This window comes from Variovorax sp. Varisp53 (assembly GCF_059491555.1).
The window spans coordinates 3,572,513-3,598,194 of the sequence record NZ_CP168512.1; the positions used below are offsets into that span (position 1 = coordinate 3,572,513).

The 25,682-nt window shown below is 66.9% G+C and carries 22 protein-coding genes and 1 tRNA gene; 12 read left to right on the forward strand and 11 right to left on the reverse strand.

The genetic code is table 11. From position 1 onward, the window contains the following. Nucleotides 1-209 precede the first annotated feature (209 nt). The 4 genes from ACEOAB_RS16680 to ACEOAB_RS16695 form a co-directional block, all read right to left on the reverse strand. Nucleotides 210-500, reverse strand: a complete 291-nt coding sequence (locus tag ACEOAB_RS16680) for a hypothetical protein (RefSeq protein ID WP_413748639.1) — start codon at nt 498-500, stop codon at nt 210-212. Nucleotides 501-668: 168 nt separating this feature from the next. Further along, nucleotides 669-1,106, reverse strand: coding sequence for a hypothetical protein (locus ACEOAB_RS16685; protein ID WP_413748640.1), 438 nt, complete (start codon nt 1,104-1,106; stop codon nt 669-671). 97 nt (nt 1,107-1,203) lie between these two features. Then, complete coding sequence (locus ACEOAB_RS16690; protein ID WP_413748641.1) at nt 1,204-2,088, reverse strand: JmjC domain-containing protein; 885 nt, start codon at nt 2,086-2,088, stop codon at nt 1,204-1,206. A 364-nt stretch (nt 2,089-2,452) separates the two neighbouring features. Next, nucleotides 2,453-2,526: transfer RNA gene (locus ACEOAB_RS16695), tRNA-Gly, on the reverse strand. Nucleotides 2,527-2,774: 248 nt separating this feature from the next. Here ACEOAB_RS16695 and ACEOAB_RS16700 point away from each other — a divergent pair. The 4 genes from ACEOAB_RS16700 (at nt 2,775) to ACEOAB_RS16715 (ending at nt 9,428) form a co-directional block, all read left to right on the forward strand. After that, nucleotides 2,775-3,257 (forward strand): ESPR domain-containing protein, encoded by a 483-nt coding sequence (locus tag ACEOAB_RS16700; protein ID WP_495652976.1) that lies wholly within the window; start codon nt 2,775-2,777, stop codon nt 3,255-3,257. Beyond that, nucleotides 3,257-6,778, forward strand: a complete 3,522-nt coding sequence (locus tag ACEOAB_RS16705) for an autotransporter family protein (RefSeq protein WP_495653843.1) — start codon at nt 3,257-3,259, stop codon at nt 6,776-6,778. Before ACEOAB_RS16700 ends, ACEOAB_RS16705 begins: the two co-directional genes overlap by 1 nt. A gap of 305 nt (nt 6,779-7,083) precedes the next feature. After that, on the forward strand, nt 7,084-8,847 hold the full coding sequence (locus ACEOAB_RS16710; RefSeq protein ID WP_495652977.1) for a tannase/feruloyl esterase family alpha/beta hydrolase: 1,764 nt from the start codon (nt 7,084-7,086) through the stop codon (nt 8,845-8,847). A gap of 86 nt (nt 8,848-8,933) precedes the next feature. After that, nucleotides 8,934-9,428 (forward strand): MarR family winged helix-turn-helix transcriptional regulator, encoded by a 495-nt coding sequence (locus ACEOAB_RS16715; RefSeq protein WP_235507945.1) that lies wholly within the window; start codon nt 8,934-8,936, stop codon nt 9,426-9,428. A 30-nt stretch (nt 9,429-9,458) separates the two neighbouring features. Here ACEOAB_RS16715 and ACEOAB_RS16720 read toward each other — a convergent pair whose 3' ends face one another. Beyond that, a complete protein-coding gene (locus ACEOAB_RS16720) occupies nt 9,459-10,922 on the reverse strand; it encodes an aminotransferase-like domain-containing protein (protein WP_413748644.1) in 1,464 nt (487 codons plus the stop codon). Nucleotides 10,923-11,025: 103 nt separating this feature from the next. Between ACEOAB_RS16720 and ACEOAB_RS16725 the strand changes: the two genes are divergently transcribed. After that, on the forward strand, nt 11,026-12,150 hold the full coding sequence (locus ACEOAB_RS16725; RefSeq protein ID WP_495652978.1) for a pyridoxal phosphate-dependent aminotransferase: 1,125 nt from the start codon (nt 11,026-11,028) through the stop codon (nt 12,148-12,150). A 26-nt stretch (nt 12,151-12,176) separates the two neighbouring features. On the opposite strand, the gene ACEOAB_RS16730 is transcribed toward ACEOAB_RS16725, so the two are convergent. Together ACEOAB_RS16730 and ACEOAB_RS16735 are read right to left on the reverse strand one after the other, a co-directional pair. Then, nucleotides 12,177-12,488, reverse strand: coding sequence for a hypothetical protein (locus ACEOAB_RS16730; RefSeq protein ID WP_413748646.1), 312 nt, complete (start codon nt 12,486-12,488; stop codon nt 12,177-12,179). A gap of 107 nt (nt 12,489-12,595) precedes the next feature. Next, nucleotides 12,596-16,039 carry an autotransporter outer membrane beta-barrel domain-containing protein gene (locus ACEOAB_RS16735; protein ID WP_413748647.1) on the reverse strand — a complete coding sequence of 1,148 codons (3,444 nt, stop codon included), beginning with the start codon at nt 16,037-16,039 and terminating at the stop codon, nt 12,596-12,598. Between the two features lie 407 nt (nt 16,040-16,446). Between ACEOAB_RS16735 and ACEOAB_RS16740 the strand changes: the two genes are divergently transcribed. Continuing rightward, entirely contained in the window at nt 16,447-17,235 is a 789-nt protein-coding gene (locus ACEOAB_RS16740) for a response regulator (RefSeq protein WP_056592051.1), read from the forward strand. Here the strand turns inward: ACEOAB_RS16740 and ACEOAB_RS16745 are convergent. Both ACEOAB_RS16745 and ACEOAB_RS16750 read right to left on the reverse strand, forming a co-directional pair. Next, nucleotides 17,200-17,463 (reverse strand): RNA-binding protein, encoded by a 264-nt coding sequence (locus ACEOAB_RS16745; protein ID WP_413748648.1) that lies wholly within the window; start codon nt 17,461-17,463, stop codon nt 17,200-17,202. The genes ACEOAB_RS16740 and ACEOAB_RS16745 overlap by 36 nt on opposite strands. Before the next feature lie 158 nt (nt 17,464-17,621). After that, entirely contained in the window at nt 17,622-18,533 is a 912-nt protein-coding gene (locus ACEOAB_RS16750; protein ID WP_413748649.1) for a LysR family transcriptional regulator, read from the reverse strand. 139 nt (nt 18,534-18,672) lie between these two features. Between ACEOAB_RS16750 and ACEOAB_RS16755 the strand changes: the two genes are divergently transcribed. The 3 genes from ACEOAB_RS16755 to ACEOAB_RS16765 are packed head-to-tail and all read left to right on the forward strand — an operon-like array spanning nt 18,673 to nt 21,520. Beyond that, on the forward strand, nt 18,673-19,656 hold the full coding sequence (locus ACEOAB_RS16755) for a Bug family tripartite tricarboxylate transporter substrate binding protein (protein WP_413748650.1): 984 nt from the start codon (nt 18,673-18,675) through the stop codon (nt 19,654-19,656). 8 nt (nt 19,657-19,664) lie between these two features. Then, nucleotides 19,665-21,191, forward strand: a complete 1,527-nt coding sequence (locus ACEOAB_RS16760) for an amidase (RefSeq protein ID WP_413748652.1) — start codon at nt 19,665-19,667, stop codon at nt 21,189-21,191. Between the two features lie 44 nt (nt 21,192-21,235). Further along, the gene (locus tag ACEOAB_RS16765; protein WP_007834682.1) at nt 21,236-21,520 is read left to right on the forward strand and encodes a hypothetical protein; all 285 of its coding nucleotides are present in this window, start codon (nt 21,236-21,238) and stop codon (nt 21,518-21,520) included. Here ACEOAB_RS16765 and ACEOAB_RS16770 read toward each other — a convergent pair. Next, nucleotides 21,496-22,488 (reverse strand): LysR family transcriptional regulator, encoded by a 993-nt coding sequence (locus ACEOAB_RS16770; RefSeq protein WP_495652979.1) that lies wholly within the window; start codon nt 22,486-22,488, stop codon nt 21,496-21,498. The two genes, ACEOAB_RS16765 and ACEOAB_RS16770, sit on opposite strands and share 25 nt — an antisense overlap. Before the next feature lie 107 nt (nt 22,489-22,595). Between ACEOAB_RS16770 and ACEOAB_RS16775 the strand changes: the two genes are divergently transcribed. The 3 genes from ACEOAB_RS16775 (at nt 22,596) to thpR (ending at nt 24,709) form a co-directional block, all read left to right on the forward strand. Then, on the forward strand, nt 22,596-23,873 hold the full coding sequence (locus ACEOAB_RS16775) for an SGNH/GDSL hydrolase family protein (RefSeq protein WP_495652980.1): 1,278 nt from the start codon (nt 22,596-22,598) through the stop codon (nt 23,871-23,873). Between the two features lie 104 nt (nt 23,874-23,977). Then, nucleotides 23,978-24,181 carry a hypothetical protein gene (locus ACEOAB_RS16780; protein ID WP_056592037.1) on the forward strand — a complete coding sequence of 68 codons (204 nt, stop codon included), beginning with the start codon at nt 23,978-23,980 and terminating at the stop codon, nt 24,179-24,181. 12 nt (nt 24,182-24,193) lie between these two features. Continuing rightward, nucleotides 24,194-24,709 (forward strand): RNA 2',3'-cyclic phosphodiesterase, encoded by a 516-nt coding sequence (gene thpR / locus ACEOAB_RS16785; RefSeq protein ID WP_413750625.1) that lies wholly within the window; start codon nt 24,194-24,196, stop codon nt 24,707-24,709. A gap of 18 nt (nt 24,710-24,727) precedes the next feature. On the opposite strand, the gene ACEOAB_RS16790 is transcribed toward thpR, so the two are convergent. Beyond that, complete coding sequence (locus ACEOAB_RS16790) at nt 24,728-25,648, reverse strand: hypothetical protein (protein ID WP_413750624.1); 921 nt, start codon at nt 25,646-25,648, stop codon at nt 24,728-24,730. Nucleotides 25,649-25,682 lie beyond the last annotated feature (34 nt).

Genomic DNA, 25,682 nt, shown 5'->3' on the forward strand with positions numbered 1-25,682 from the left:
TTATGAGTGTCCTACGGCAACTGCCTATTTCTGACTGACATCCGGGCCCCAGGGAAGCATCGACCATACCGATGCTGTCACGCAACAGGGCCCCATAAAAGAAGAGCTCTCGGTCAGTGCCTGGAGCGCCCCTCCATGGGCTATTCGTACCCGCTTCGGCGGGTATTTTTTGGACTCGCCCCACGCATGGCCCGGAGGCGGCCCCTGACTCAGGTCGCCGAGGTCAGCCCGGGCTTGCGGGTTCCGTCCAGCGAATACAACTGCGGCCGCTCGTCGGTGGCGGCACCCTCGGCGGGCATTCCCTGCGCTACATTCTGCGGCTGGCGATAGAGCTCGTTCTCGAGACGCCTGACACGTTCGGCGTACATCCTGGCGAGGGCGCTGTGATGCTCTGCCGCAGCCTGATGCTCGATGCGCGCCATTTGCGCCTCTTCCAGAAGAGCCGCCGCGCGCCGGAGATACGCGGTGTGACTCGGGCGAAACAAGAAGTCGAACGTCATTTCACGCTCCTTTCCGCGAGGGTGCGGTGGGAAGCCATATTCCTCCGCGCCAGCCTTCAAGTCTGTCGGAACACGCCTACCTTCGGGTTACCTGCTTTTGTTGCGGCACTTCCGCCGTAGCCCATGCCCGTGGCACGTTGTCCGTTCTTTGATCCGATCGCGGTGGAGCTACCCCAAGTCCGACCGCTTGCAATCCAGGACCGTGCTCGTCTCGATCGTTCGCAGCGCGGGCACCTTGCCGACGAACGTCACTCCGGCACGTATCAGGCGCCACTCCCCCGCCTTGAACAGCTTGAAGAGGTGCGTGACTTCGTCACCCGTGGCGGGAATGGCGTTGAACACGTAGACAGGCTCGCCTCCCTGGGCCTCGTCCATGCTCAGCAGCTCGGCCCTCATCTTGCCCATGGTGTCCGTGTCTTTCGTCCTCTGGCGAACGACGTCCATGTTGACGGTGCGAGAGTGCTCGTCGATCGAGATCCTGCGGATCCAGGGAGCGGGCCCTGCGCTGCTCGAAGCCGGCGCGCACACGATCGTTCCAGCGGCGCACGATCCGGCTGCCGCGGCGAGGAGCAGATGGACAGCCAGCCTGGTGGGTTTGAATTTCATGCTCGATATGGTGCCAGCCCCCGCGGTGGGGTGAACATCGAAGGACATGCCACCACAGTTCGAGCGGGAGGAAGCGGCCCCACACAGGCCGGCTTCTTCAGTAGGAGCCGGGCGGCGGCGTGTGCTTGAAACGTCGCGCCGTCGTCATGCTGATGAACTGGGCGCGCGCGGCGCCGAGCCTGGCGCGCCCTGCGCCGACCATGCCGCCGAGGGCCGATTTGACTGCGTCCGCGGTGGGCGATTCCCCCGGATACGAGGGGGACAGGCCGCACTTGCGCATCAGCCGGTTCACCTGATGGATGCGGGCAACCTCGCGCGTGGCAGCGGTGTAGAAGGTCACGCCGATCGAGATCGACAGGCGATCGCCTGGCCCAGTCCCGTCGACCTTGGATCTCGTCATGTGGGGCGAGGTGCTCGGGAAGTAGATGGCATCCCCCGGCTGCGCATTGAACTCCAGCCCGCGCGGCAGGAACGCCTCGTCGAAACGCACTTTCTTGAGCGACTGCGTGACGATGAAGTCCTCCACGGCATCGGCCGGCACGAGGGTGCGATCGCGGTGATCCCAGACGTTGAGGGTCTTGCGCCCATGCAACTGCAGCCAGAAGTTGTTCTCGCGGTCGATGTGAAAGGGCGTGACGGATGGCGGCGCGGAGAAGAAGACGAATCCGTTCACCCTGAAGATGTCCGGCTGCTCGCGCTCGACGAGAGCGCGCATCGAATTCACCACCGACATCAGCAGGGCCTGATAGCGGGGAATGACTTCGATGTTGTAGAAGGAAACCGACGAACCCGGCTCCTCCATGCGCTGGAAGAATTCCTCGATGCTGCGCCCGTCAGGATGCCGGCTGTCGTGCGCGAGCGCGGACGCGACCGTCCTGTCGGGGCTCATGAACCTGCATTGGTCCAGCTTCGAGAGTTCCATCCCGAGCTTCACGAGTTCGGGCACCTGAAACAGGGGATGCTCGTGAAAGTTGTGGTGCATCGGCGTGATCCTCTGGGTGGAAAAGCCGGCAGGGTCGTCCGGCCACACGCGAAACGTCGGTTCCGAAGTCCCGGCCCAATTCAAATTGGTCACGCGCATCGCACCCTCCAGATCGCTTTTTGGGCCCCTGCCCCCTGAAACGAGGTCCGGTGGAGTCCGCGAGCAAAAGTAGTACTTTCGAATTCAATGCTGAATCGTATTCCTGACCTCCACCTGACAATGGAACGCTTATTGGTGAAAGCCCCTATGGCAGCGAAGAGGTGGTTGGGGGAGCGAGCCTTGAGCAGGCGGGGAAAGACATACCGCCTGTACCCGGCGAGTATGTGCGTGCGCTACGGTGATGGCACGGCCTGCGTAGCAGGCATGGAGCGGGTGAAGGGAATCGAACCCTCGTATGAAGCTTGGGAAGCTGCCGTTCTGCCATTGAACTACACCCGCAGCAGGCACGGATTCTACTGGCACTCCTGGGTGCAGCCCGAGGGTGGTTGTCCACTCCGATCTTCTGGAGCAAATGAGTACGAACGAACACCGCAATCGGCAACTCAGTTGTCTTGTGTCAGTGATTTGGCTATCACCCGTTCCGGTGATGTTTGAGCGCCGACGAAAACAGTACCCTCCCCATCTTGCACGTTTAGTTACATTCAACCTGTTTTGGTTGCATATCCATCATTGGGGGAGGTTGGGGCATGAACACTGTGTACCGCAGCATCTGGAACGCCGCGCTCGGCGCCTGGGTCGCCGTTTCAGAGGTTTCGCACCGGTGCGGGCGGCGCGCTTCTTCGGTCACCGCCGCCGTGTGCCTCCTGGCCCTCGCTGGCCTGCCGGCAGGCGCCTGGGCGCAGGCCAGTGGCGGGACTGCATTCGTCGCGGGCGGGGGTACTGGCGGCCGGGGCGGCCCTGGAAATGGCAGTGGCGGCGGCGGCGGCAACATCGGCATGTACCCCACCAGCAACGGATCGTCTCCATCGGGAGGCAATGGCGGAGCCGGCGGTAACGGAGCGGCTGGTGCCGGCGGAGTCGGGGGGCGGTGGGCGCGGCCGACGTTACTGCCTCCGTCGGAGGATTGCCGGGAAGCGGCGGCATTCCCGACCCCGATCCGACCTATGGCGCGGGCGGCGGCGGCGGCGGTGGTGCCGCCGTGTACACCTCCAACACCTCCATTGCCGTGATGGGCGCGACCACGCTGCTGGGAGGCAATGGCGGCGAAGGTGGCAGCGGGCGGCTGGCCGGCGGTGGCGGTGGCGGTGGTGCGGGCCTTCAGGGTGTCGCCGCCAATGCGGTAATCAGCAACGCGAGCCTGGCCGTCATCGGCGGTAATGGCGGCAACGGCGGTATAGGCCAATGGGCCGGCGGTGGCGGTGGCGGCGGAGACGGCATCGTGCTGCAGGGCGGGAGCGCCACCGTCACCAACATCGGCACGGCCACTGGCGGGAACGGCGGGAATGGTGGCGTGGCGACCATCGGCGGCATGGTGGGCGGCGGCGGCGAAGGGGGCGCCGGCCTGGCGCTGGAATCCAGCGGCAACTCGCTGCTCAATACCGGGGCACTGGTGGGCGGCGCGGGCGGTGCCGGCGGAAACAGTGCCGCCAACGGCATCGGGGGCGCAGGCCTGCGCATCCGCGGCAATGCCAACAGCATCGTCAACAGCGGCACCCTGATAGGCGGCATGGGCGGTGACGGCGTCACGCGCGGCGACGCGGTGCGCGTCACCGGCAGCGACAACTCGGTCGAGCTGCAGAACGGTTCGGTGATCAACGGGACCCTGTCGGCCATCGGCACCGGCAACGTGCTGCGCCTGGCGGGCGCGGCGACCGACGGCACCACCTCGCTCGGCGCAGCGACCTATCGCGGCTTCGAGCGCTACGAGAAGATCGGCGCCAACACCTGGACGCTGACCGGCACCACCACCGAGCTCACGCCCTGGACGGTGCTCGGAGGCACGCTCGCCATTGCCGACGATGGCGCGCTCGGCGATTCCTCCGGCAGGCTCACGCTCGACGCCGGCACGCTGCGCTCCACCGGCACGACCACCGCCACGCGCAACATCACCCTCGGAGCGGGCGGTGCAACCTTCGAAGTCGACCTGGTGCGCACGCTGACCCTCAACGGCACGCTTTCCGGTACGGGCAGCCTGCACAAGACCGGCGCCGGCACGCTGGTGCTCGGTGCGGCCAACAACTACGTCGGCGGGACGGCCGTGGAGGCGGGCAGCCTCAATGCAGCCGCCACCGGCGCGCTGGGCAGCGGCCCTGTCTCGGTGGCGGCCAATGCCTCGCTGCTCTTCAGCGGCAATGCAGACGCGAGCGGACTGACCATCACCGCAGCCGAGCGCGGCGCCATCGGCAATGCCGGCTTCGTCCGCTTCGGCGACACCACATCGGCAGGCAATGCCCGTCTCGTCATGAACAACGGCGCGGCGGCCGAGTTTCGCGACAACGCCTCCGCGGGCAATGCCGTCATCGAGAACCACGGCGGGCTGACCAACATCTGGCTCAACGCGACAGCCGGCAACGCGCGCATCACCAACTTCGCAGGCGGCCAGATCAACCTGCTGGACGACGCCAGCGCGGGCCAGGCGACCTTCGTCAACGAAAGCGGCGGCCTGGTCGACATCTTCGACCGCGCGAGTGCCAACCAGGCGACGGTGATCAACAACGCCGGCGGGCGCCTGCGCATCCGCTCGCTTACCACGGCGGGAATCTCCATCGGCGCGCTGTCCGGCGCGGGCGATGTGATCCTCGGCGCCAAGGCGCTGACCACCGGCGGGCTGAACGCCAACACCGAAGTCTCGGGCGCGATCTCGGGCACCGGCGGTTCGCTGGTCAAGATCGGCACCGGCGCACTGACGCTTTCGGGCGCCAATACCTACACAGGCGGCACCGCGCTGCGTCAAGGGCGCCTGAACCTCGGCCACAACCAGGCGCTGGGTACCGGCGCGCTGGCGATGGACGACGACACCACGCTGGGCTTCAGCGCCGATGGGTTGACGATTGCCAACACGATCCAACTGACAGGCAACAACGATCCGGTCATCGACACCGGCAGCTTCAACGAAACGCTGAGCGGCGCGGTCAGTGGCGGCGGCTTCATCACGAAGCAAGGCACGGGCACGCTGACACTCTCAGGCGCCAACACCTATACCGGTGCCACCAATGTGGCGCAGGGCACGCTGAAGGCCGGCGCCGCCAACACCTTCAGTGCAAGCTCCGCGCACAGCGTGGCTTCGGGCGCGACGCTGGATCTTGCAGGCTTCTACCAGACCGTGGCGTCGCTGAGCAACAGCGGCACCGTCTCGCTGGTGGGGGCGGCCGCGGGCACGACGCTGACCGTCAACGGCGCCTACGTAGGCAACAACGGCGTGCTGAGGCTAGGGACTGCCCTTGGCAACTCAGGCTCGTCGGACCGCCTGATCTTCGACGGCGCCGCAGCGGTGGCCAGTGGAAAGACCAGTGTGCAGATCACCAATCTCGGTGGGCTGGGCGCACTGACCAGCGGCAATGGCATCGAAGTGATTTCAGCGCTGAACGGCGGCACCACGACGGCCCAGACCTCCAAGGACGCGTTCTCGCTGGCCGGCGGCCATGTCGATGCAGGTGCGTACGAGTACCGCCTGTACGCAGCCGATGCCAATGGCGCGGGGGAGAACTGGTTCCTGCGATCAAGCATCAATGCGGTCCCACCGGCGGCGCCCCCTGCGGCGGCGCCCGCTGCGCCCGTGATCACTTACCGTCAGGAAGCCTCGCTCTACGCGGCGCTGCCGAGCCAGCTGCGCCAGGGCAATCTCGCGATGCTGGGCGACCTGCGCAAACGCGTGGGGGACGACGACGTCAAGGGCAGCGCGGCGATGCCGAGCGGCTCGGATCGCCGCGCCTGGGCCCGCGTTCTCTCCACCGACATCGACGTGCAGCAAGGTGGCGCCGTCTCCCCCACCGGCAAGGGCCGGCTCACGGGCTTCCAGGCCGGCACTGACCTGCTGGCCGCGCCGAACTGGCGCGCAGGCATCTACGTCGGCCAACTCGATGGCGACGCCCGCGTGCGGGGCTTCGCCAGCGGTATCCAGAACCTGGCCGTGGGCCGCAACGACCTTCGCAACCAGTATGTGGGCGTGTACGGCACCTACACCGGTGATGGCGGGTTCTATGCCGATGCGGTGCTGCAGTCGGGCCGCCACCGCTACACGGTCGAGCCGCTGCTGGGCCAGGGCGTCGGCGGCAAGGGCAACAGCCTGCTGGGCTCGATCGAGGTCGGGCAAACCTTTGCGCTCGGTGGCAGCGGCTGGAGCGTCGAGCCCCAGTTGCAGCTGATCCATCAGCACATGGATCTGAACAACTCCGCCATTGTCGGCGCCGTCGTTCAACCGCAGGCCGACAGCGGCTGGATCGCCCGTGCGGGTGTGCGGGTGAAGGGCCAGGTCGACACCGGCATCGGCATGCTGCAGCCGTACGGCCGCTTCAACGTCTACAAGACCTCCAGCGGCGCGGACATCGCGCGCTTCGTGAACGGAGCGACCACGACCGACATCTCGGCGCCTACCGGCGGCACGAGCACCGAGCTCGCGGGCGGCTTCACGCTGACCCTGGGCGAGTCGACGAGCCTCTACGGAGAAATCGGCAAGCTCTGGGCGAGCGGCGGCAACGCCAAGGTCAAGAGCTCGATCAATGGCTCGGTTGGCGTGCGCGTGAAGTGGTGACCGCCGCATGGGGCCTCGGGTAAGTCCCGAGCATTTGATTAAGCAAGTTAACTATTCTCCCGTTCGAACGACTCGTTTCCTCCAATTTCACGAGGGGAATCGGGTGATGCGGGCTCGGAAATTAGTTAACAACCGGAGACAATCGAATGAGTTCCCCAACCTGGAGGCCGCTGCTGGCCTGTGTCGTCGCGGCAGCCGCCGCAAGCGGATGCGGAGGGAGCGACGGGCCGTCTTCCGCGTTCACCTTGTTGCCGACACCGGCCCCCGCGCCCACTTCACCCCCGCCCCCTCCCGCGCCGGCACCCGTGTCACAGCCCGCGCTGCTCAACACGCCCGACGAGGCCGGCGGCTGTGCTGCGGTCGCGGCACTGGCGGCCGAGCTCTCGGCCGCGGGACGCACCGTGAGCATCACTTCGACCAAGATCGCGAAGACCACCGCGACCGACGCGAGCGGCAATCCGCAAAGCTACTGCGCGGTGGCCGGCACTATCAACGGCGGCCGCAAGGGCCTTCAGGCCGCGGGCCAAACCGACGCGATGTCGACCTATGCGATCACGTTCCAGATCAACCTGCCGACGCGGTGGAACGGCCGCATGTTCATGAGTGGCGGCGGCGGCTCCGATGGCTCGGTGCCAGACACCACGGGCGCCATCAGCAACGGTGAAGCCATCCAGCCACTGCTGTCGGGCTATGCCACCGTCTCGAACGACAGCGGCCACAGCAACGCGACCAACAACGATCCGAACAACGCGGGCACGGCCTCCTTCGGACTCGACCCCGTGGCGCGCGTGGATTTCGGCTACAACGCGATTGGCCAGACCAAGCAGCTCGCCAATCAGCTGGTCGCGCGCTACTACGCCAAGAAGCAGGACTACGCCTATTTCATGGGCTGCTCCGAAGGCGGACGCGAAGCGATGATGGTTTCGCAGCGCTTCGGCGACGAGTTCGACGGCGTGGTCGCCGGAGACCCCGGGTCGGATCTTCCGAAGGCCTGGCTCGCAGAGGCCTGGGACACGCAGCAGTTCGCGGCTGCGGCGCAAGCGCAGGGTTTCCTGGAAACCACGGGCCCCGGCGCCTCGAACGCGACCCCGCTGATGAATGCCGCCTTCCAGCCCGCGCAATGGGCGGCCCTGCAGCAAGCGGTACTGGCCAAGTGCGATGCCGACGACGGACTGGTCGACGGCATGATCAACAAGCGCTCCTGCACCTTCGATGTCAGCACGCTGGCCTGCGGCGCGCCTGGCGCACCAGGCGCGCCGGGCTGCCTCGTGCCGGCCCAGGTCACGGCCATGCAGAAGGTGATGGGCGGCGTGAAAAACAGCGCCGGCGACGCGCTCTACTCGGACTGGCCCTGGGACGCAGGCATCGGCGCCTTCGGCTGGCAGATCTGGAAGACCGGATTCGGCTACCGCACGAGCGGCGCGAACGATGCGATCAACGCCACCCTCGGCGGCGGCGCGGGTCCGCTGATCTTCACCACCCCGCCGACACAAGGCCTGGCGACCGGCAACTCACTGGTGCAGTTCCAGTTGCGCTTCGACTGGGATGCCGACGCGCCGAAGATCAAGGCCACCGACGGAACCTACACCGAGTCGGCCTACAGCTTCATGGGCACGCACTCGACCGACTTGTCCAAGCTCAAGGGCAAGGGTGGCAAGCTGATTCTTTATCACGGCACCAGCGACCCGGTCTTCTCTTTCAACTACACGGCCAAGTGGGTCGATTCGCTGGCCGGGAACACTGCGAACGGCACCGTCAAGGACTTCGTGCGACTGTTCGCGGTGCCCGGCATGAACCACTGCTCGGGCGGCCCCGCCACCGATACCTTCCCGGTATTCAGCGCGGTGGTCGACTGGGTCGAGAAAGGCAACGCGCCCGATCGCCTGATCGCGAGCTCGAAGCCTGGCAATCCCGACACCGCCGGCTGGACGCTGCCCGCGGGAGTGACCTCGCGCGTGCGGCCCCTGTGCCCTTACCCGCAATACGCGCAGTACATCGGGACCACCGGCTCGGCGCCGGCGGCACTGCTGGAACAGAACGATCCCGGCAAGTTCGTCTGCGCGAACTGACGGCGGGCGCTGCCGGCCGCGATGCGGTCGCCCGCCTGCCAGGCGGATGCGATCGGTCCGGCCGGACCGCTACACTGGCCGCCTCCATGACGGCCCGCCCCCCTCCTTCCTCCCATGAACCCGCTCGCCATCCCGACCGCAGCGGACTGGAAGACGAGCGCATGCGCCGGCTGCTGGGCTACAGCCTCGCGCAGGCCACGATCCCCACCTCGACCCTCTACGAGAAGCACGTGGGCGAACCCTTCAACCTGCGGCGGGTCGAGTTCTCGCTGCTCGTGCTGGTCGACTCGAACAGCGATGTAACGCCCAAGCAGCTTGCGCGTGCGCTGTACGTGTCGATGCCTTACCTCACGATCACACTCGATCGGCTCGAAGAACGCGGCCTGCTGAATCGCAGCCGCAGTGAAACCGATCGCCGCTCGGCGCACGTACGGCTCACGCGCAAAGGCAGCGATCTGGTCAAGAAGGCGGAGACCGTCGCGGCGAAGATGGAGGCCGATCTGCTGGCGCACCTGACGCCCGGCGAGCGAGGGATGCTGTTCGAATTGCTCGAACGGGTGGCTGCGCACCGGCGGGTGTGAGCCCCGGGTCTCCCGCTGCAGCCTCTTCGCTCAGCGCAGCGCCTTCGTCGCGAGCGCGCCCAGCGTGCGCAGGCCCTTCTCGATGCGCGCATCCCAGCCGTAGCCGCCGCTCAGACGCATGCAGTGGGCATAGCGCCCGCTCGCCGAGAACACCACGCCGGGCGCGAAGCACACGCCCTTCTTCAACGCCTGAGCGAACAGCGTCCGCGTGTCGAGCGCCTTGGGCAGTTCGAGCCACAGCACGAAATTGCCCGCTGGCCGAGTGATCCTGGTCCCCGGCGGAAAGGCTTCCTCGATCACGCGCGACATGCGCTCCAGCGTGTCGGCGAACTCGCGCCGCAAGCGGCGCAGGTGGCGGTCGTAGTCGCCGTTCGAGAGAAAGTCCGCAAGCGCGGCCTGCGTCAGCACCGGCGTGGCCAGCGTCGAGGCGAACTTGCTCTCGAGCACGCGTGCCATGTGGCGGCCCGGCACGATCCAGCCGATGCGATAGCCCGGCGCCAGCGTCTTCGAGAACGAACCGCAGTAGATGGTGTTGTCGTGGCGGTCGAGCGCGCTGAAGGGAATCGGGCGTTCCTCGCCGAAATGGATGTCGCCGTAGACGTCATCCTCGATCAGCGGCACGCGGTGCTTCGCGAGCAGGCGCAGCACCTCGCGGCGATTCTCGATCGGCATCGTGAAACCCAGCGGATTCTGGAAGCTCGAAGCCAGCACACAGGCGCGCACCTGGCCCGCGGCGAGCACGTCGCGCAGCGAATCGATCACCACGCCGGTACCGGCGTCGGTGGGCAACTCCACCACCCGTAGGCCGCGCATGCGCAGCACCTGCAGCAGGCCGAAGTAAGTCGGCGATTCGATGGCGACCGCATCGCCAGGCTCGGTGACCGCGTCGAGCGCGAGCGCCAACGCTTCGGTGCAGCCGCAGGTGATGGCGATGGCGTCAGGTGACAACGCCTGTCCGAAGCGCATGGCACGGCGCGCGATTTCCATGCGCAGCGACAGCTCGCCGCGCGGCGGTGAGTAGGTGTTGAGCTGCGCGCCCTTCACGCGCGCGGTGCGCGCGAGGATGCGATCGAGCTTGGAGGAGGCAAGGATCCGTGCGCTAGGAATGGCGCAGCCCAGCGGCACGTAGGCCTCGTTCGATGCGTTCTCGAGCAGTTGCAGCATGAGGTTCGACACTGCCACCTTGGTCGGGCGCAGCGGCGGCCGCGTGGGCGCCGGCAGCGGCAGCGCCGCCGGTGCCCGGGCCACGTAGTAGCCCGACTGCGGCCGCACCTCGAGCACGCCGCGGTCCTCGAGCAGCCGATAGGCCTGCACCGCAGTGCTCAGGCTGGTGCGGTGCTGCGCGCTGATCTCGCGCAGCGATGGCGCGCGGCTGCCCGCGGGCAGCGTGCCGCTCTCGACGAGGCCGGCGATGAAATCGGCCAGCTCTTCGTAGCGAAAGCGCGTGGCGGGCTGCGGATCGGCACCGCCGGCGGAATGTATTTCGAGCGTCATGGATTCAACTGTGCTGGTCGCAATTTCAGAAAACTGTGGCTGTTATCTTGAACCTGGAGCTTGCACCATCGAAGGCAGCCACACAAGACGGGTACGAGAAGCCATGGATCGATTTCCGGACAACGACATCATCTCGCTGGTCTCGAGCGCGCCGCGCCACGACCTGGCCGAGAGCGTGGGACCGAACCTCTGGCTCGGCGAACTGCTCGGCCCCAACCAGGCGGAGATCGGGGCGCTTCAGTTGGGCTACGGCACCGCGGCGGGCGGTGCGCAGCTGCGCGCGCAGATCGCCGCACGTCATGGCGTGGATGCCGACGATGTGGTCGTCACGGTCGGCGGCATGCATGCGCTGTTTCTCCTTGCCTTCACGCTCTGCGGGCCAGGCGACGAAGCGGTGATCGCCGAACCGGCCTTTCCGCTCGCGCGCAATACGCTCGGTGCGGTCGGCGCGACCGTGCGCTCGCTGCCGCTGAACTTCGACGCCGGCTACCGGCTCGACCCCGAGGCGCTGCGCGCGCTGCTCTCGCCAAAGACCCGCATCGTGAGCCTCGCTTCGCCGCAGAACCCCTCGGGTGTCGCTATCCCGGCGTCGACGCTGCGCAAAGTAGCCGAGCTGATGCGCACGCATGCGCCCGACGCCTGGCTGATCGTCGACGAGACCTATCGCGAGGCGGCCTATGGCGAAGATTCGACATTGCCCAGCGCCAGTGCGTTGGGGCCTCGGGTGGTCACGGTGGCGTCGCTCTCCAAGTGCCATGGCGCCGCGGGGCTGCGCGTCGGCTGGGCGATCGTGCGCGACGCGGCGCTGCGGCAAACGCTGGTCACGGCAAAGTTCAACACCGTGATCTCGTGCTCGCCACTGGACGAGGCACTGGCGGCCACGGTTCTGAAGCAAGGGGAGCACATCGTCGGCGCGCGGCGGCGGCATCTCGCGCACAACCTGGGAACGCTCGAAGCCTGGGTCGGCCGCCACGCCGCACGGATCGAATGGGTGCGTCCGGACGCCGGCGCGCTGTGCTGCGTGCGGCTGAAGCCGCAGGTGTATGACGATGCGGCGCTGCAGCGCTTTCAGGCGGCACTGCATGAACGCAGCGTTCGGCTGGCGCCGGGCCCCTGGTTCGGCGACGAGCCCCGTGTGTTCCGCCTCGGCTTCGGCCTGGCGACCAACGCCGAGCTCGTCGCCGCGCTGCACTGCGTGGGCCAGGCGCTGGAGTGGGCCTCGGCCTGAGGTCTTGCCCGGCAAGGGCCGCCATGCTATGGCCGCCTGGATCTTCTATGCACTTTTCTTCTGAAATGCCACCCCGAAAGCAAACCCATCGCGATACCGAACCACGTCCCGGGGATGAGTGCGATCGCAAGCGTCGTCATCAACGGAACGGAAACAAGCAACCCGACGGGAATCATCACTACCGAGAAAAAGAAAATGGTTGATGCGCTGTAGGAAAGAACGAATAACGCCCCCCTGAAGGGAACGTGCTTCGTCTCATCCCACAGATTCGGACACAACCAGGTTGCCACACCATCGAAGCTGAAAGGAGTCCAGGGAAGATCGATGTCCGGCTTCATAGGGGGGCTGGCAGATACCTTTGAATTCTTGTCCTGGCCGGGCTTCCTCCCGGCTGCCGGCACAAGACGGCACCGCGCCAAGAACTGACTCATGACGCGGCGCACTCTCACCACTTCATGCGCAGCCCGAGCGAGCCTTGCAGGGAAGTCTTCACATCCGTCGCGCCACCCGAGGCCCACAGCTTGCCGACTTCGCCGTAGATGCTGGTCGTCTGGTTCAGCGCCAGGGTGAGGCCACCGGCCAGCTCGCTGACGGTGGAACCGGTGCGGCCCGTGATGTCGGTCGTGGCGGCGGGTCCGATGAAGCGGGCCACGTCGGCACCGCTGCTCGCCTTGTAGAGGTTGAAGCGGCCGTACGGTTGCAGCGTGCCGAGCGCCGTGGCCATCTCGCCCTTCAGGCGCACGCCGACGCGCGCAATCCAGCCGTCGTCACTGTCCTGCCGCACGTTCGCACCGGAGATCGCGATGTTGTCGAGGCCAATGTGCTGGTGGATCAGCTGGAGCTGCGGCTCGATCTTCCAGCCGCTCTCGCCTAGCGCGAAGGCCTGGCCCACTTCGATGGACGCCATCAGGCTGTCGCCCTTGCCCGCGCTGCGCGAGGTCGAAAACGGCTCGATGGTGTAACGATGCCGCCCGGCCTGCAGCACGGCATCGGCATAGAAGCCCGAATCGGCGGTCCAGGTGCCGTAGGCGCCCAGGTACTGGCTGCGCAGGTCGTTGGAACCGACGGCCAGGTTGGCGATGCCGCTGGCGAAGCCGTTGACCCTGACGCGGCCGTCGAGTTGGCCGACGTACACGCCGGCACGCCAGTTCGAGGTGGCGAAGAGGTCGGTGCCAGCCTGGAAGCCCTTGACGTTGCCCTTGCTGTGCGGGCTGACGGTGCCCTGCTGGCGGATGTCGATGTCGGTGGCGATCACACGGCCCCAGGCACGGCGCCCGGTGCCGTTCGATGCGGGGCCGCCGGCCTTGACGTCGTCGTCGCCGATGCGCTGGTGCAGGTTGCCGATCATGGCCAGGTCCATCTGGCGCACCTGGCTGGGCAATGCGGACAGCAGCGGGACTTCGGCGCGGTAGGTCGGCACTTGCACGGTGATCGGGCCTGTGCTGCCAGTGCCGCCTGTCGCTGGCGTTGCCGTCAATACCGTCGCCGTGGTGGTCGAGCGCAGGTACCAGTTCTCGCCGGCACCGCTCGCGTCGGCGGCATGCAAGCGGTACTCGTAGGCGCCCGCATCGACGTGGCCGCCTGCGAGAGAGAAGGCGTCCTTCGTGGTCTGCGCGGTGGTGGTGGCACCGTTACGCGCCGAGATCACCTCGATGCCGTTGCCCGTGGTCAGTGCGCCCAGGCCACCGAGCTGCGTGATCTGCACGCTGGTGCGGCCGCTGGCCGAGGCGCTCGCGCCGTCGAGCACCAGCCGGTCGCTCACGCTGCTGCTGTCGCCCAGGAAGGTGCCCAGCCGCAGCACGCCGTTGTTGCCGGCATAGGCGCCGGTGACGGTGAGCGTGGTGCCCGGTGCGGTGCCCACTAGCGAGACGGTGCCGCTGTTGGCGAGCGAGGCCACTGTCTGGCTGAAGCCCGCGAGGTCGAGCGTGGCACCGCTTTCCACCGTGTGTGCCGAGGCCGCACTGAAGGTGCCGGTCGCGCCTGCCCTCAGGGTGCCTTCGGCCACGTCGGTCGCGCCGGTGTAGCTGTTGGCGCCCGAGAGCGTGAGGGTGCCGCTGCCCAGCTTGGTGATAAAGCCGCTGCCGCTGATGTTGCCGCTGAGCGCTGCGCTGAAGCTGCCGGTGTCGATGACCGGATCTTCGCTGCCGGTCAGCACGATGGCGTTGGCGAGGTTCAGGCCGTCGGCGGCGAAGCCGAGCGTGGTGCCGTTGTCCATTGCCAGCGCGCCGGTGCCCAGCGCCAGGCTGTTGCCGACGTTCAATCGGCCCTGCTTGAGCGCAGTGCCCCCGCTGTAGCTGTTGGCCGCGGTCAGCGTCGTGGTGCCGGCGCCCTCTTTCACGAGCAAGCCGGTGCCGCTGATCGTGCTCGACAGTGTGAGCGCGTTCGAGCGATTGATGGCCAGCGTCGCGTTGTTCAGGATGTTGCCCACGATGCTGCCCGTGGTGCCGCCGTTGCCGAGCTGCAGCGTTCCCGCACTGATGGTGGTGCCGCCTGCGTAGCTGTTGTCTGCGGTGAGGATCGTGGTGCCCGTGCCGGCCTGCACAAGTGCGCCGGTGCCGCTGATGGTGCCTGATAGCGTCAGCGCGTTCGAGCGCTGGACGGTCAGCGTTGCGTTGTCGACGATGTCGCCCTTCACTGCGCCGGTGGTGCCGCCATTGCCGAGCTGCAGCACACCAGCGCTGACCGTGGTGGTACCTGTGAAGGTCTGGTCCTGCGCCAGCGTGAGCGTGCCCGCGCCGGTCTTCTCGATGCCGCCCGAGCCGCTCACCAGGCCGGCGTAGGTGGCGTTGTCGGGCTGGGCGAAGCGCACGAGTCCGTTGTCGGTGATCGCCGCCGGCGCGAATTGCGCGCTGCTTTGCAGCACGCCACCCGAACCGACCGTCATGCTGCCTGTGTAGGCGCTCGCACTGGCACCGAGGATCAGGGTGCCGCCATTGACGGTCGTGCTGGTGATGCCCGAGGATGGCAGCGCGACGTTGAAGGTCCAGACCCCGGCGTTGCTCTGCAGCGTCTGGAATCCAGCCAGGGAAAGCGGAGCAAACGTCGAGGCGCCACCGTTGTCGCTTTCGAGCGTGAGAAGGTTGGCACCGCCGCCGCCGCTGATGTTGCCGGTGATCGAAGACCCCGTGTAGACATGCAGCGAGTCGTTGCCGTTGGCAAAGTTGAGCGAGCCGATGACGCTGCCCTTGTTGGTGAAATCGACGGAAGAGGTGCCGTTGGCACCGAACACCGTGGCAATGCCTGGGTTGGTGCTGCCTGCTACATAGCCCGCTTCCATCGTGCCAGTGTTGAGGATGGTGTTGTGGCCGGAGTTCGCCTGGAACCAGATCGCCGCGTGGGTCGATCGCACGGTTCCGTGATTGATGATCGTGTTGCCGCTGCCCACGGGATTCACGGCCTCCGAATTGCCGGCAGTTCCATCCGCGAAGACGTTGGCGTTCTGCTCGATAGTGAGGGTGCTGTTGCTGTTGAACTCGATCGTGTTGGCGCCGATGCCGCCCGGGTAAGGACTGTTCCCGTTGGTGGAGACGTTCCGGACCGTGGCGCCGCTTCGGACCGTGATGGTGGCTTGGTTGCCAAGGCTGATCGCGGAACTGTTGCCCGTGTCGATCAGCGCACCCGGCTGCACGTCTACTGAGGTGTTGTCAGCCGTGGCTGGGCCCGTCCCGACGGTCGTGGTCTGGTTTCCCGTGCAATTGATCGCATTGGCATTCGTACCCGTCGTACATGCGGCGGAGGCGGGCAAGGAAGCAGCCGCCAGCAAAGTGGCGGCTAGCAGGGCCACGCCCTGCGTGGCTGAGGTAGATCTTGCGTGGCCACGTCCCAATTCGGAAGCGACGGTCCAAAGGGCGAGTGCGTCGTTCCAGATGACGCGAAAAATCCGGTTCATAACCTGTCTGTCCTGGCAATGCGCTCCGCAAGAACTGCGGGCGCGGGCGCCGGTGTTTCCGGTGCTCAATGCCTCCCTGTGCGAGCCGCGGACTCTAAATAGAAACAATCGTAAATGGAGCTTTCGCCTCAGCCCGAATTATGCATTCACCCGTATAAACGCCAATTTATTCACATTTGTTTTTATTGCATCCTGAATCGATCAAAGGATTACATTGAAATATGAGCGACTGAATTTCATTTATCGTGTCAATTGGAAACAACAGGGTTCGGAACAGGCTTCTTTTTCGCTCCGCAAATAGCCCTTTGGCCGAATTTGATGGATTTGATCAATCAACTGGTGCGGCCCTATAACCCCGCAAAACACCGAGACACGGCCGAGATTCTCATTTAACAAAGTTTGCTTCCATGACGATAGCCCACCGAGCCGACGCGATCGCGATAGTTGATGACGACCTCCGCGTGCGGCAATTGCTAGGCAGCTACCTTTCGCAAGAGGGATTCGAAGTATTCGAGGCCGAGAACGGTGCATCGCTCTCGTCGATCCTGCGTCGCCGCGCGATTGACCTCATCGTGCTCGACTTGCTGCTGCCGGACGAGGATGGCTTTTCGATCTGTCAGCGGCTGCGAGCCAATGGCATCCGGATCCCTATCATCATTCTCAGTGCGCAGGCGCAAGATACCGATCGAATTGCGGGATTGATGATGGGCGCTGACGACTATGTCCGCAAACCATTCAATCCCAGGGAAATACGAGCGCGTATCCAGGCAATTCTGCGGCGCAGCCCTCCGAGGGAGGAGCCGGGCGGTCCTTCGAGCAGAAACGAGGTGGTCCGGTTCGGTCCATTCGAATTCAACCTGGGCACGCGCACGCTTCGCAGGGACGGGCAAATCCTGGGCATCACAACCGTTCAGATCGCGATACTCAAGGTGCTGGTCCGCCATGCGGGGCAGCCGCTTTCGCGGGAAAAACTCGCTCAGGTCGCGCGTGGCCGCGAACTCGGCGCTTTCGAGCGCAGTCTGGATGTGCAAGTCTCCCGGCTTCGAAAGCTATTGCAGAACGGGCCGTTCTCTTACATCCTGACAGTCTGGGGCGTCGGGTATATGTTCGACCCCAGCGGCGAAGGCGGGGTTGTCCGGCCACCCGACCTGGACGCGAAGCTAGTTGGGCATCCTGCCATTGAGCACGTCGCCTGAGCGCGCGGCACTGTGTTCGCGGGATCGAGATGCAGTGCGGAAATCGCGATGATCTGACCCTACCCCGCCGGCAAACCATCGAAAGATGTTGGTTTGCTTTCCCCTTTCTTCGCCGAACCTGACGAAGAGAAAGCCCCGTTCTGCATTGCCCTGCGCGTCAACGGGAATGCCGGCAGCCCGAAGGGCAGTGACCTCTTCGCTGGCATCCAGGTCGAATGGCAGTTTCAAGGTGATGGTCGCGCTGTGGATGGTCCGTCTCGGCATTGCTTCGCTTTCGCATGCTTGCAAATATCCGAGTTGACCCGAAAGGAGCCTCCCCAGGCATCCCGTATTTATAGGAGGTCCCACGCGATCCGCGTGGGGGCGGTCCTTGCCGAGCGGCCGGATCAGCCCGAGGCTTTCACTGCCTCGACCAGAAACCGCACAAAGGCTTTCCCGGCATCGGGCAGCGAGCGCCCCGCCATCGTCTCGACCTCGAGGTGGCGCTCGTTCATCTCGCGGTCCTTGAGCGGAATGGCAACCAGCGCCTTGCTGCGCAACAGCGTGCGCATCGACAGCGCGCCATAGAAGGCAATGCTGCCGCCGGCCGCCGCAAAGCTCAGCAGCGCACTCGCATGGTTGCTGGACATGGCCTGCTCATAGCGCAAACCCTGCCGGATGCAGCTGGCGTCGAGCAGGCGCCGGATCGAGCTGTCTTCCTGCGGCAACCCCAGCGGGTACGCCACCACCTGGCGCAGCGACAACTGCCGCTGCATCGCCAGGGGGTGATCCCTCGCCATCACGGCCAGGATGGGGCTGGGGTGCCGCAGTTCGATCTCGATGCCGGGCTCGGGCACAGCGCTCAAGGTGATGCCCACGTCGGCTTCGCCGTCGCGCACGCGCCTGGAAATGTCGCCCAGCGAACAGACCTCGAGGTGAAAGCGGATGCCCTCGTGCTTTTGCCGGAACTGCGCGATCAGCGTCGGGATGAAGTCGAAGGCAAAACCCTCTGTGCTCGCCACGCGCACATGCCCGCTGCGCAGGCCGCGCAGGCCGGCGATGTCGTTGGTGACCCGCTCGATGTCCTGCTGCGCCCGCTTGGCGTGCGCGGCCAGCATCTCGCCGGCCGCATTGGGCACCATGCCGCGCGCGTGGCGCTCGAACAGGAGCGTGTCGAGCTCGCGCTCCAGCCGCGCCACCTGCCGGCTGACCGCAGAGGGCGCGACGTTGAGCTTGAGCGCGGCGTCCTTCACGGAACCGGTCTTCACAACCTCTAGAAAGTACCGGACCGCGGTTTCCTGCAAGGCGCGAATTGCCATGGATTTCCCCGGTTGGTGCGGCCGCAAGCGGCCTGCATCGATTGCCGAATCGGCAATCCACAATTCTAAACATTGCGCTTGTAGCAGCGCCCCGCCACTCCTAGGATGAACTCATCCCCCTAGCTCCAGGAGTATCCCGATGAACCGTCTCCCGCTCATGGTCGGCATGGCGCTGCTGTCCTGCCTTGGTCTTGCACCGTTGGCCGCCCTCGCCGCGGACACGGGTTTCCCGTCGCGCCCCATCACGCTGGTGATTCCCTTCCCGCCCGGCGGCGCGACGGACGTCAACGGCCGCGTGATTGCGCAGCGGCTCGGCAAGGAGCTGGGCCAGCCCGTCGTCGTCGAGAACCGCGCGGGCGCCGGCACCGTCGTCGGCGCAAGCTATGTGTCGAAGGCAGCGCCCGACGGCTACACGCTGTTGATCAGCTCGGGCTCCACATTCACCGTCAACCCGGCGATCCGCTCCAACCTGCCCTACGACCCGGTGAAGAGCTTCGAGCCGATCGGCATCGCGGGGCGCGTCGCGCTGATCCTGCTGGCCAACAGCGAGGTGCCGGTGCAGACGGTGAAGCAGTTCGTCGACTACGTGAAGGCCGCGCCGGGCAAATACTCGTACGGCTCCTTCGGCACCGGAACGACCGCCCAGTTCGCCGGCGAGACCATGCTGCATGCGACCGGCCTGAAGATGACGCACGTGCCCTACAAGGGCAGCGCCCCCGCAATGACCGACCTGATGGGCGGCCAGATCCCGTTCAGCATCGATACCGTGAGCGCGGCGATCCCCCAGCTCAAGAGCGGCAAGATCAAGGCCATTGCACTGACCACCGCGAAGCGTTCAGCGCTGCTTCCCGACGTGCCCACCTTCGCCGAGAGCGGCTACGCCGGCATCGACATGGACTCGTGGCTGATGGTGGCGGGGCCGAAAGGGCTGCCCGCCGACGTCAAGGCCAAGCTCGAGAAGGCGCTGGCGGTGACCATCGCCGACCCCGACATGCGCACCAAGCTGCTGGGCCAAGGCCTGGAGCCGACCTACAGCAACGCCGCCGCAGCGAGCGAACTGATCACCCGTGAATTGCCCCTGATGCGCGCCGTTGCGGCGCGCGCCAACATCACTGCCGACTGATGAACCACATGAACACCGGCACGGAGCTCGTCGAGAAGTCCGCCGTCGAACTCCGCCGCCTCATCGGCAGCAAGGCGGTCTCGCCCGTCGAACTGCTGGAGGCGTGCATCGCGCGGATCGAGCGCGTGAACCCCTTCGTCAACGCGGTGACCGCCACCTGCTTCGAGCGCGCGCGCGCCGAGGCCAAGGCGGCGGAAAGCGCCGTCCTGCGCGGCGACACGCTCGGCCTGCTGCATGGCCTGCCGCTGGGCGTGAAAGACCTGGAGCCCACCGAGGGCCTGCTCACGACCTGGGGCTCGGCGATCTACCGCGACCACGTGCCGACGGAAGACATCGAGCTCGTGGCCCGGCTGCGCCGCGCGGGCGCCATCGTGGCGGGCAAGACCAACGTGCCCGAGATGGGCGCGGGCGCCAACTCGCGCAACGACGTGTGGGGCGCCACCGGCAACCCCTTCAACCCGAACCTGAATGCCGGCGGTTCCTCCGGCGGCTCGGCGGCCGCGCTGGCCTGCGACATGCTGCCCGTGTGCACGGGCTCCGACACCGGCGGCTCGCTGCGCATTCCGGCGGCCAAATGCGGCGTGGTGGGCTTCCGTCCCTCGCCGGGCATCGTACCGAGCGTGCGCAAGCCGCTGGGCTGGACGCCCATTTCGGTAGTCGGCCCCATGGGCCGCAGCGTGGAAGATGCTTGCCTGCAACTCGCGGCGTCCGCGGGCGCGAACGCCGGCGACCCGCTGAGCTATCCGCTGGACCCGATGTCCTTTCTCGTGCCGGCCCGCGTCGACCTGGCCAACCTGCGCGTGGCGTGGACCGAAGACTTCGGCACCTGCGCGGTGGACGACGGCATCCGCGCCACCTTCCGCCGGAAGATCGAGGCCATGCGGCACCTGTTTCGCCGCTGCGACAAGGTCGAGTTCGACATGGGCGAAGCGCATCGCTGCTTCGACGTGCTGCGCGCCGAGGCCTTCGTGGCGGGCATGCAGGCAGCCTACGAGCGCGACCCGAACAGCCTGGGCCCCAACCCGCGCGCCAACTACGAGATGGGCGCGCGCATGAGCCTGCTCGACAGCGCCTGGGCGCAGGCCGAGCAGACCCGGCTGCTCAAGCGCTTCCAGGCGACCTTCGCCGACTACGACCTGGTGCTGTCGCCGACCACGCCGGTCTCGCCCTTCCCGTGGACGAAGCTGTACGCCGACACCATCAATGGCGAGGCGCAGGCCAACTACTACCGCTGGCTGGCGCTGACCTACGTGGTCACGCTGACGACGCACCCGGCGATTTCGCTGCCCTGCGGCCTCGACCACGCGGGCATGCCGTTCGGGCTGCAGATCGTGGGCGGGTTCAGGGCCGACCACCAGGTGCTCGGTGCGGCGCATGCGATGGAGGCGGCGTTCTCGTCCGACCCGCAGCTGCGCCGTCCGCGTCCCGACCTGGCCTCGCTGCGCGCGGCCGAGCCCGCGCTCACGTCGATCGTCAAGACGCCGCCGATTTTCGACAACCGCGCCGCAGGGTCCGCCGCTGTGTCGGTCGTCTGAGCGAAGGTGCCGCTCCCGGCACCTGCATCACGTAGCATCCGCCCATGAGCTACACAGTGAAACTGGTCGACTTTCCCGACGCCCCGGCCGACGTCATCGCCACCGCGGAGTCGCGCTTCCGCCGTGAACTCGACAAGCTGCTGGGCGACGGCGTCGAACCCGCGCTGAAGGCTTTCGAGAACGCCAGCGAGTCCAGCGCCGACGAACTCACCAAGGACGAACTCGCACTGGCCGCCACCTGGGCCAAGGCCTACGAAGCCGCGAAGACCGCGGGCTTCCGCGCACTGGGCGAAGCCGACGAGGCCTACTTCGAGATCCGCCTCGACTGACCTGCCGTCTTCTTTCGCAACGACTCGGGAGCCGGCCCGCGACTGCCGATGGACCCGGCAGATGAAACAGCCGCGCGGGAGGCGCCCGGCAGCTTCGCCACCCGCTCCGACAGAAAGTCCACCAGCACGCGCACTCGAAGCGGCAGTTGGCGGCGCGGGGCATACAGCAGGTGCGCCTCCTGCGGCGGGCCGGTGTGGCGGCCCAGCACGCGCACCAGCCGGCCTTGCGCGAGCAGATCGGCCACCATCCAGGTGGGCTGCAGCGAAATGCCTGCGCCGCCGAGCACGCTGTCGAGCAAAGCCACCGCGTTGTTCACGCGGTAGCGGCTGCGCACCGGCACCGTGACGGAGCCTTCAGGGCCTTGCAGCAGCACGCCGTCGTCGCCTGACGCGTAGCGCAGGTAGTCGTGCGCCAGCAGGTCCCGCGGCTTGCGCGGCTTGCCGCGCGCCGCGATGTACTCGGGCGAGGCGACCAGCACGCGCGGCCACGTGCCCAGGTGGCGCGCAACGAGGTCGGGCGGCAAGGCGCCGCCGACGCGCAGCGACACGTCGATGCGCTCCTCCAGCGGATCGACGAAGCGGTCGTCGAGCACCAGCTCCAGTTCGATGTCCGGATACAGGCCCAGAAACTCCAGCGCCATCGCATTGAGATGCCGCTGGCCCATCGTCACCGGCGCGCTCACGCGCAGCAGACCGCGCGGCTGCTGGATGCCTTCGCGTGCATCGGACACCGCGTCGCCGTAGTCCTCCAGCATGCGCCGTGCGCGCTCATGAAAGCGCTGCCCCTCCTCCGTCAGGCTCAGGCCGGCCGCCGTGCGCCGCAGCAGGCGCACCCCGAGCGAGCGTTCCAGTCCCGCGACCAGCTTGCTGACGGTCGGCTGCGTGGTGCCGAGCGCGCGGGCCGCGCCCGACAGGCTGCCCATATCCACGCTGTGCACGAAGGCTTCGAGGGCGCGCAGGGTGTCCATGATGTATTCGAATATGGAATGGTCTGCATGCCATTCTGCCGTCTACCCATCCGGATACGCATGAAAGAAAGTCGAGTCCTGGCTTCACCGCTCATCGAAGGACTCCCATGACAACCCCGAAATTCGCATCGATCCTGCGCCACGGCGCCCTCGCACTCACCCTGGCCGGCATGGCGGCCGGCTCGGTGGCCGAACCGGCCGCCGCGCACTGGAGCCCCAGCTGGATGTCCAGCACGCAGCCGATCTGGAACGGCGACTTCGTGCTGCCCACCGGCCTGCCGTTCCAGTTCAACCGGCAGACCGTGCGGCAGGTCGCGCGGCTGAGCATCGGCGGCTCGCGGCTGCGCGTGGCGATCAGCAACGAAGGCGGCGCCACGCCGCTGCACATCGGTGCGGCGCGCGTGGCGCGGCATGCCGAGGGCTCGGCGGTCGTCGAAGGCAGCGACCGGCCGCTGCGCTTCGGCGGGCAGGCCGAAGCCACCATCCCGCCCGGCGCGCGGCTGGTCAGCGACCCGGTGGACATTGCCCTGCCTGCCCTCGCCGAGGTGGCCGTGTCGCTCTACCTGCCGCAGCCCAGCCAGCCCGCGGGCTTTCATTTCGACGCACGCCAGACGGCCTACGTGGCCGACGGCGACCTGAGCGCGGCGCAGCACTTGCCTGCCACGGCCACCGCGTGGAGCACCCGCGTCTACGTGAGCGGCCTCATGGTCGAGACGCCGCGGCCACCCATCACCGTCGTCACCCTCGGCGATTCGCTGACCGACGGCAACGGCTCCACGCCCGGCGCCAACACCCGCTGGCCCGACGCGCTGGCCGAACGGCTGGCGGGCCGCAACGTCGCGGTGCTGAACGCCGGCATCTCCGGTGGCCGCCTGCTGAAGGACGGCATGGGCCGCGCCGGCCTGGAGCGCGCGGGCCGCGACGTGTTCAGCCAGCCCGGCGTGCGCGCCATGGTCGTGCTGCTGGGCACCAACGACATCGGCTGGCCCGGCGGCCCCTTCGCACCGAACGAGCCCGCGGTGAGCGCGCAAGCCGTCATCCAGGGCCTGCGGCAACTGGCCGAGATGGCCCATGCCCACAACGTGCGCATCATGGCCGGCACCATCGCGCCGACCGAGCGCGCGCTGGAGGGCACGCCGCTCGAAGGCCACTATTCGTCCGACAAGGACAAGGTGCGCCAGACCGTGAACCGCTGGATTCGCGAGAGCAAGGCGTTCGACGCGGTGGTCGACTTCGATGCGCTGCTGCGCGACCCGGCCCGCCCCTCGCGGTTGAAGGCGGCAATGGACTCGGGCGACCACCTGCATCCGGGCGATGCCGGCTACAAGGCGATGGCGGCGGCCATCGACCTGGACGCCCTGCTCGGCGTACCCGTCCAGCCCTAGAGAGCCGCCTTCCTCAGGGTTCTCGAGCCCGGAAACATACTGTACACAAACACAGTATTTGCCTAGAATTCGTCGTCTCCAAGAACAACTTCAAGGCGACGCCCATGACCACCGCCAATCCGCCTGCGCCCTCTGCGCAGGTTCTTTTTTTCTCCCGGCTGCACCCGTTGCAGGCCCGCTCCCGCTCTCGCACGGGCCGGATTTCGACCTGGCCCTTCAAGGTAGCCCGCGACAGGGACGACATTCGCGTCCAGGCGGCGCGCGTGATCCGCACGACGGCCGAGAATTGGTGGCCATCCGAATCCTGATGGAGGTGCGCAATGGCTGCTCGCAGACAGCTTCTCATCGGGCTTTTTCCTACCAGGGAAGTCCAGGCCGACATCGAGACTCACCGCAAGGACTGGTTGTGGCCCCGCGGCTGCTCCTTTCCGCCCCCGGAGCGCCTGCACCTGACGCTTCAGTACCTTGACGACCAACAGGAAGACGCCGAGCAACGGCTGCGTGCCGCGCTCGCCGAGGTGTCGACGCAGCCGCTGGAACTCACGCTCGATCGCTCATGCACCTGGCCGAACAATGTCTCGGTGATGCAGCTGTCCGAGCACGAAGGATTGCGACGCCTTCAGCGCGACATCACCCACGTGTTGCTGCGGGCCGGCTTTCCCCTTCTGGTTCACGTGTGGACGCCGCACATCACGATCGCACGGCACTCGGAGCATGCCGCAGGGCCCACATTGCGAACCCCCATCCGCTGGACGGCGACCGAGTTCCGCCTGGTGCGCTCGCATTTCACGTCCCCGTTCCGCCACGAGCTGCTGGGCTCCTATCCCCTGCACTGAACTGCGCAAGGAAACGGCTCAGATCAGCATGTCCTGCGCGTCGTCCTCGAAGCCCTCGACCGGCTGCGCCTTGGCCAGCGCAAGCCACACCGCAAACGGAATGCGATCGAACGCGCGATGCACGGCCGCGCGTGCCACCACGAGACGCTCGCCCTCGAGCACCATCACGCCGCACTCGGCCGGCACCTCCTCGGGCGTGGCGATGCAGCGGCCTTTTGCGTCGTTGCCCAGCACGTACCAGCACTCGCCGCCCAGGTCGAGGTAGGCCGCGCGCTTGTCGGGCTTGCGCAGGTCGCCCAGCAGGTCGGCGCGGCTCACCTTCACCTCGTGCACGATGGGGTGCGCATAGGCCTCGACACTGGTATTGCGGATCGAGAACACATCGGGCCGCGCAACGCACCAGCGCGGCTTGCCGTTCTCTTCCAGCGGCGGCAGGCGGGCCCGCAGGCCGAGGCCGCGCCATGCGATGCGGCCGCCGCGCGTCATCTCGCGCGCCACGCGCTCGACCAATGCTTCGTGCGGCGACAGCGCCGCGCGGTTGATGGTGAGCGTGGTGGCGATGCGCGCAATGCCGGCGTCGGTCACGCGCAGCGTCTCGTGGCCATGCACGGCGCGCACGCGCTCCAGGTAGCCGCCGGCGAGCAGTTCGACCTCGATGGCGTCGCAGCAGGGCCACCCCGCGGATCGGTAGATCTCGCGCAGCCGCCGCGCATGCAGTTTTCCGAACGGCACCTCGCCGGTTCTCTGTATGGGTGGTGGAGGCTCCACCACGGGCGGCGGAAAACCGGGATCGGTGAACGGCGGCTCCACGGGTGGCGGATCTCCCTCGGGCGGAAGTCCGGGCGGCGGTGGGGGCGGCACAGGTATGGGCACGTCGGGCGCGGGCGGCGGCGGGCCGATCGGCGTGTCGACAGCGGAGTCAAGAGCGAGTGCGGACATGGGAGAAACAGGTTAGCGAAAAGTCGAAGGGTGC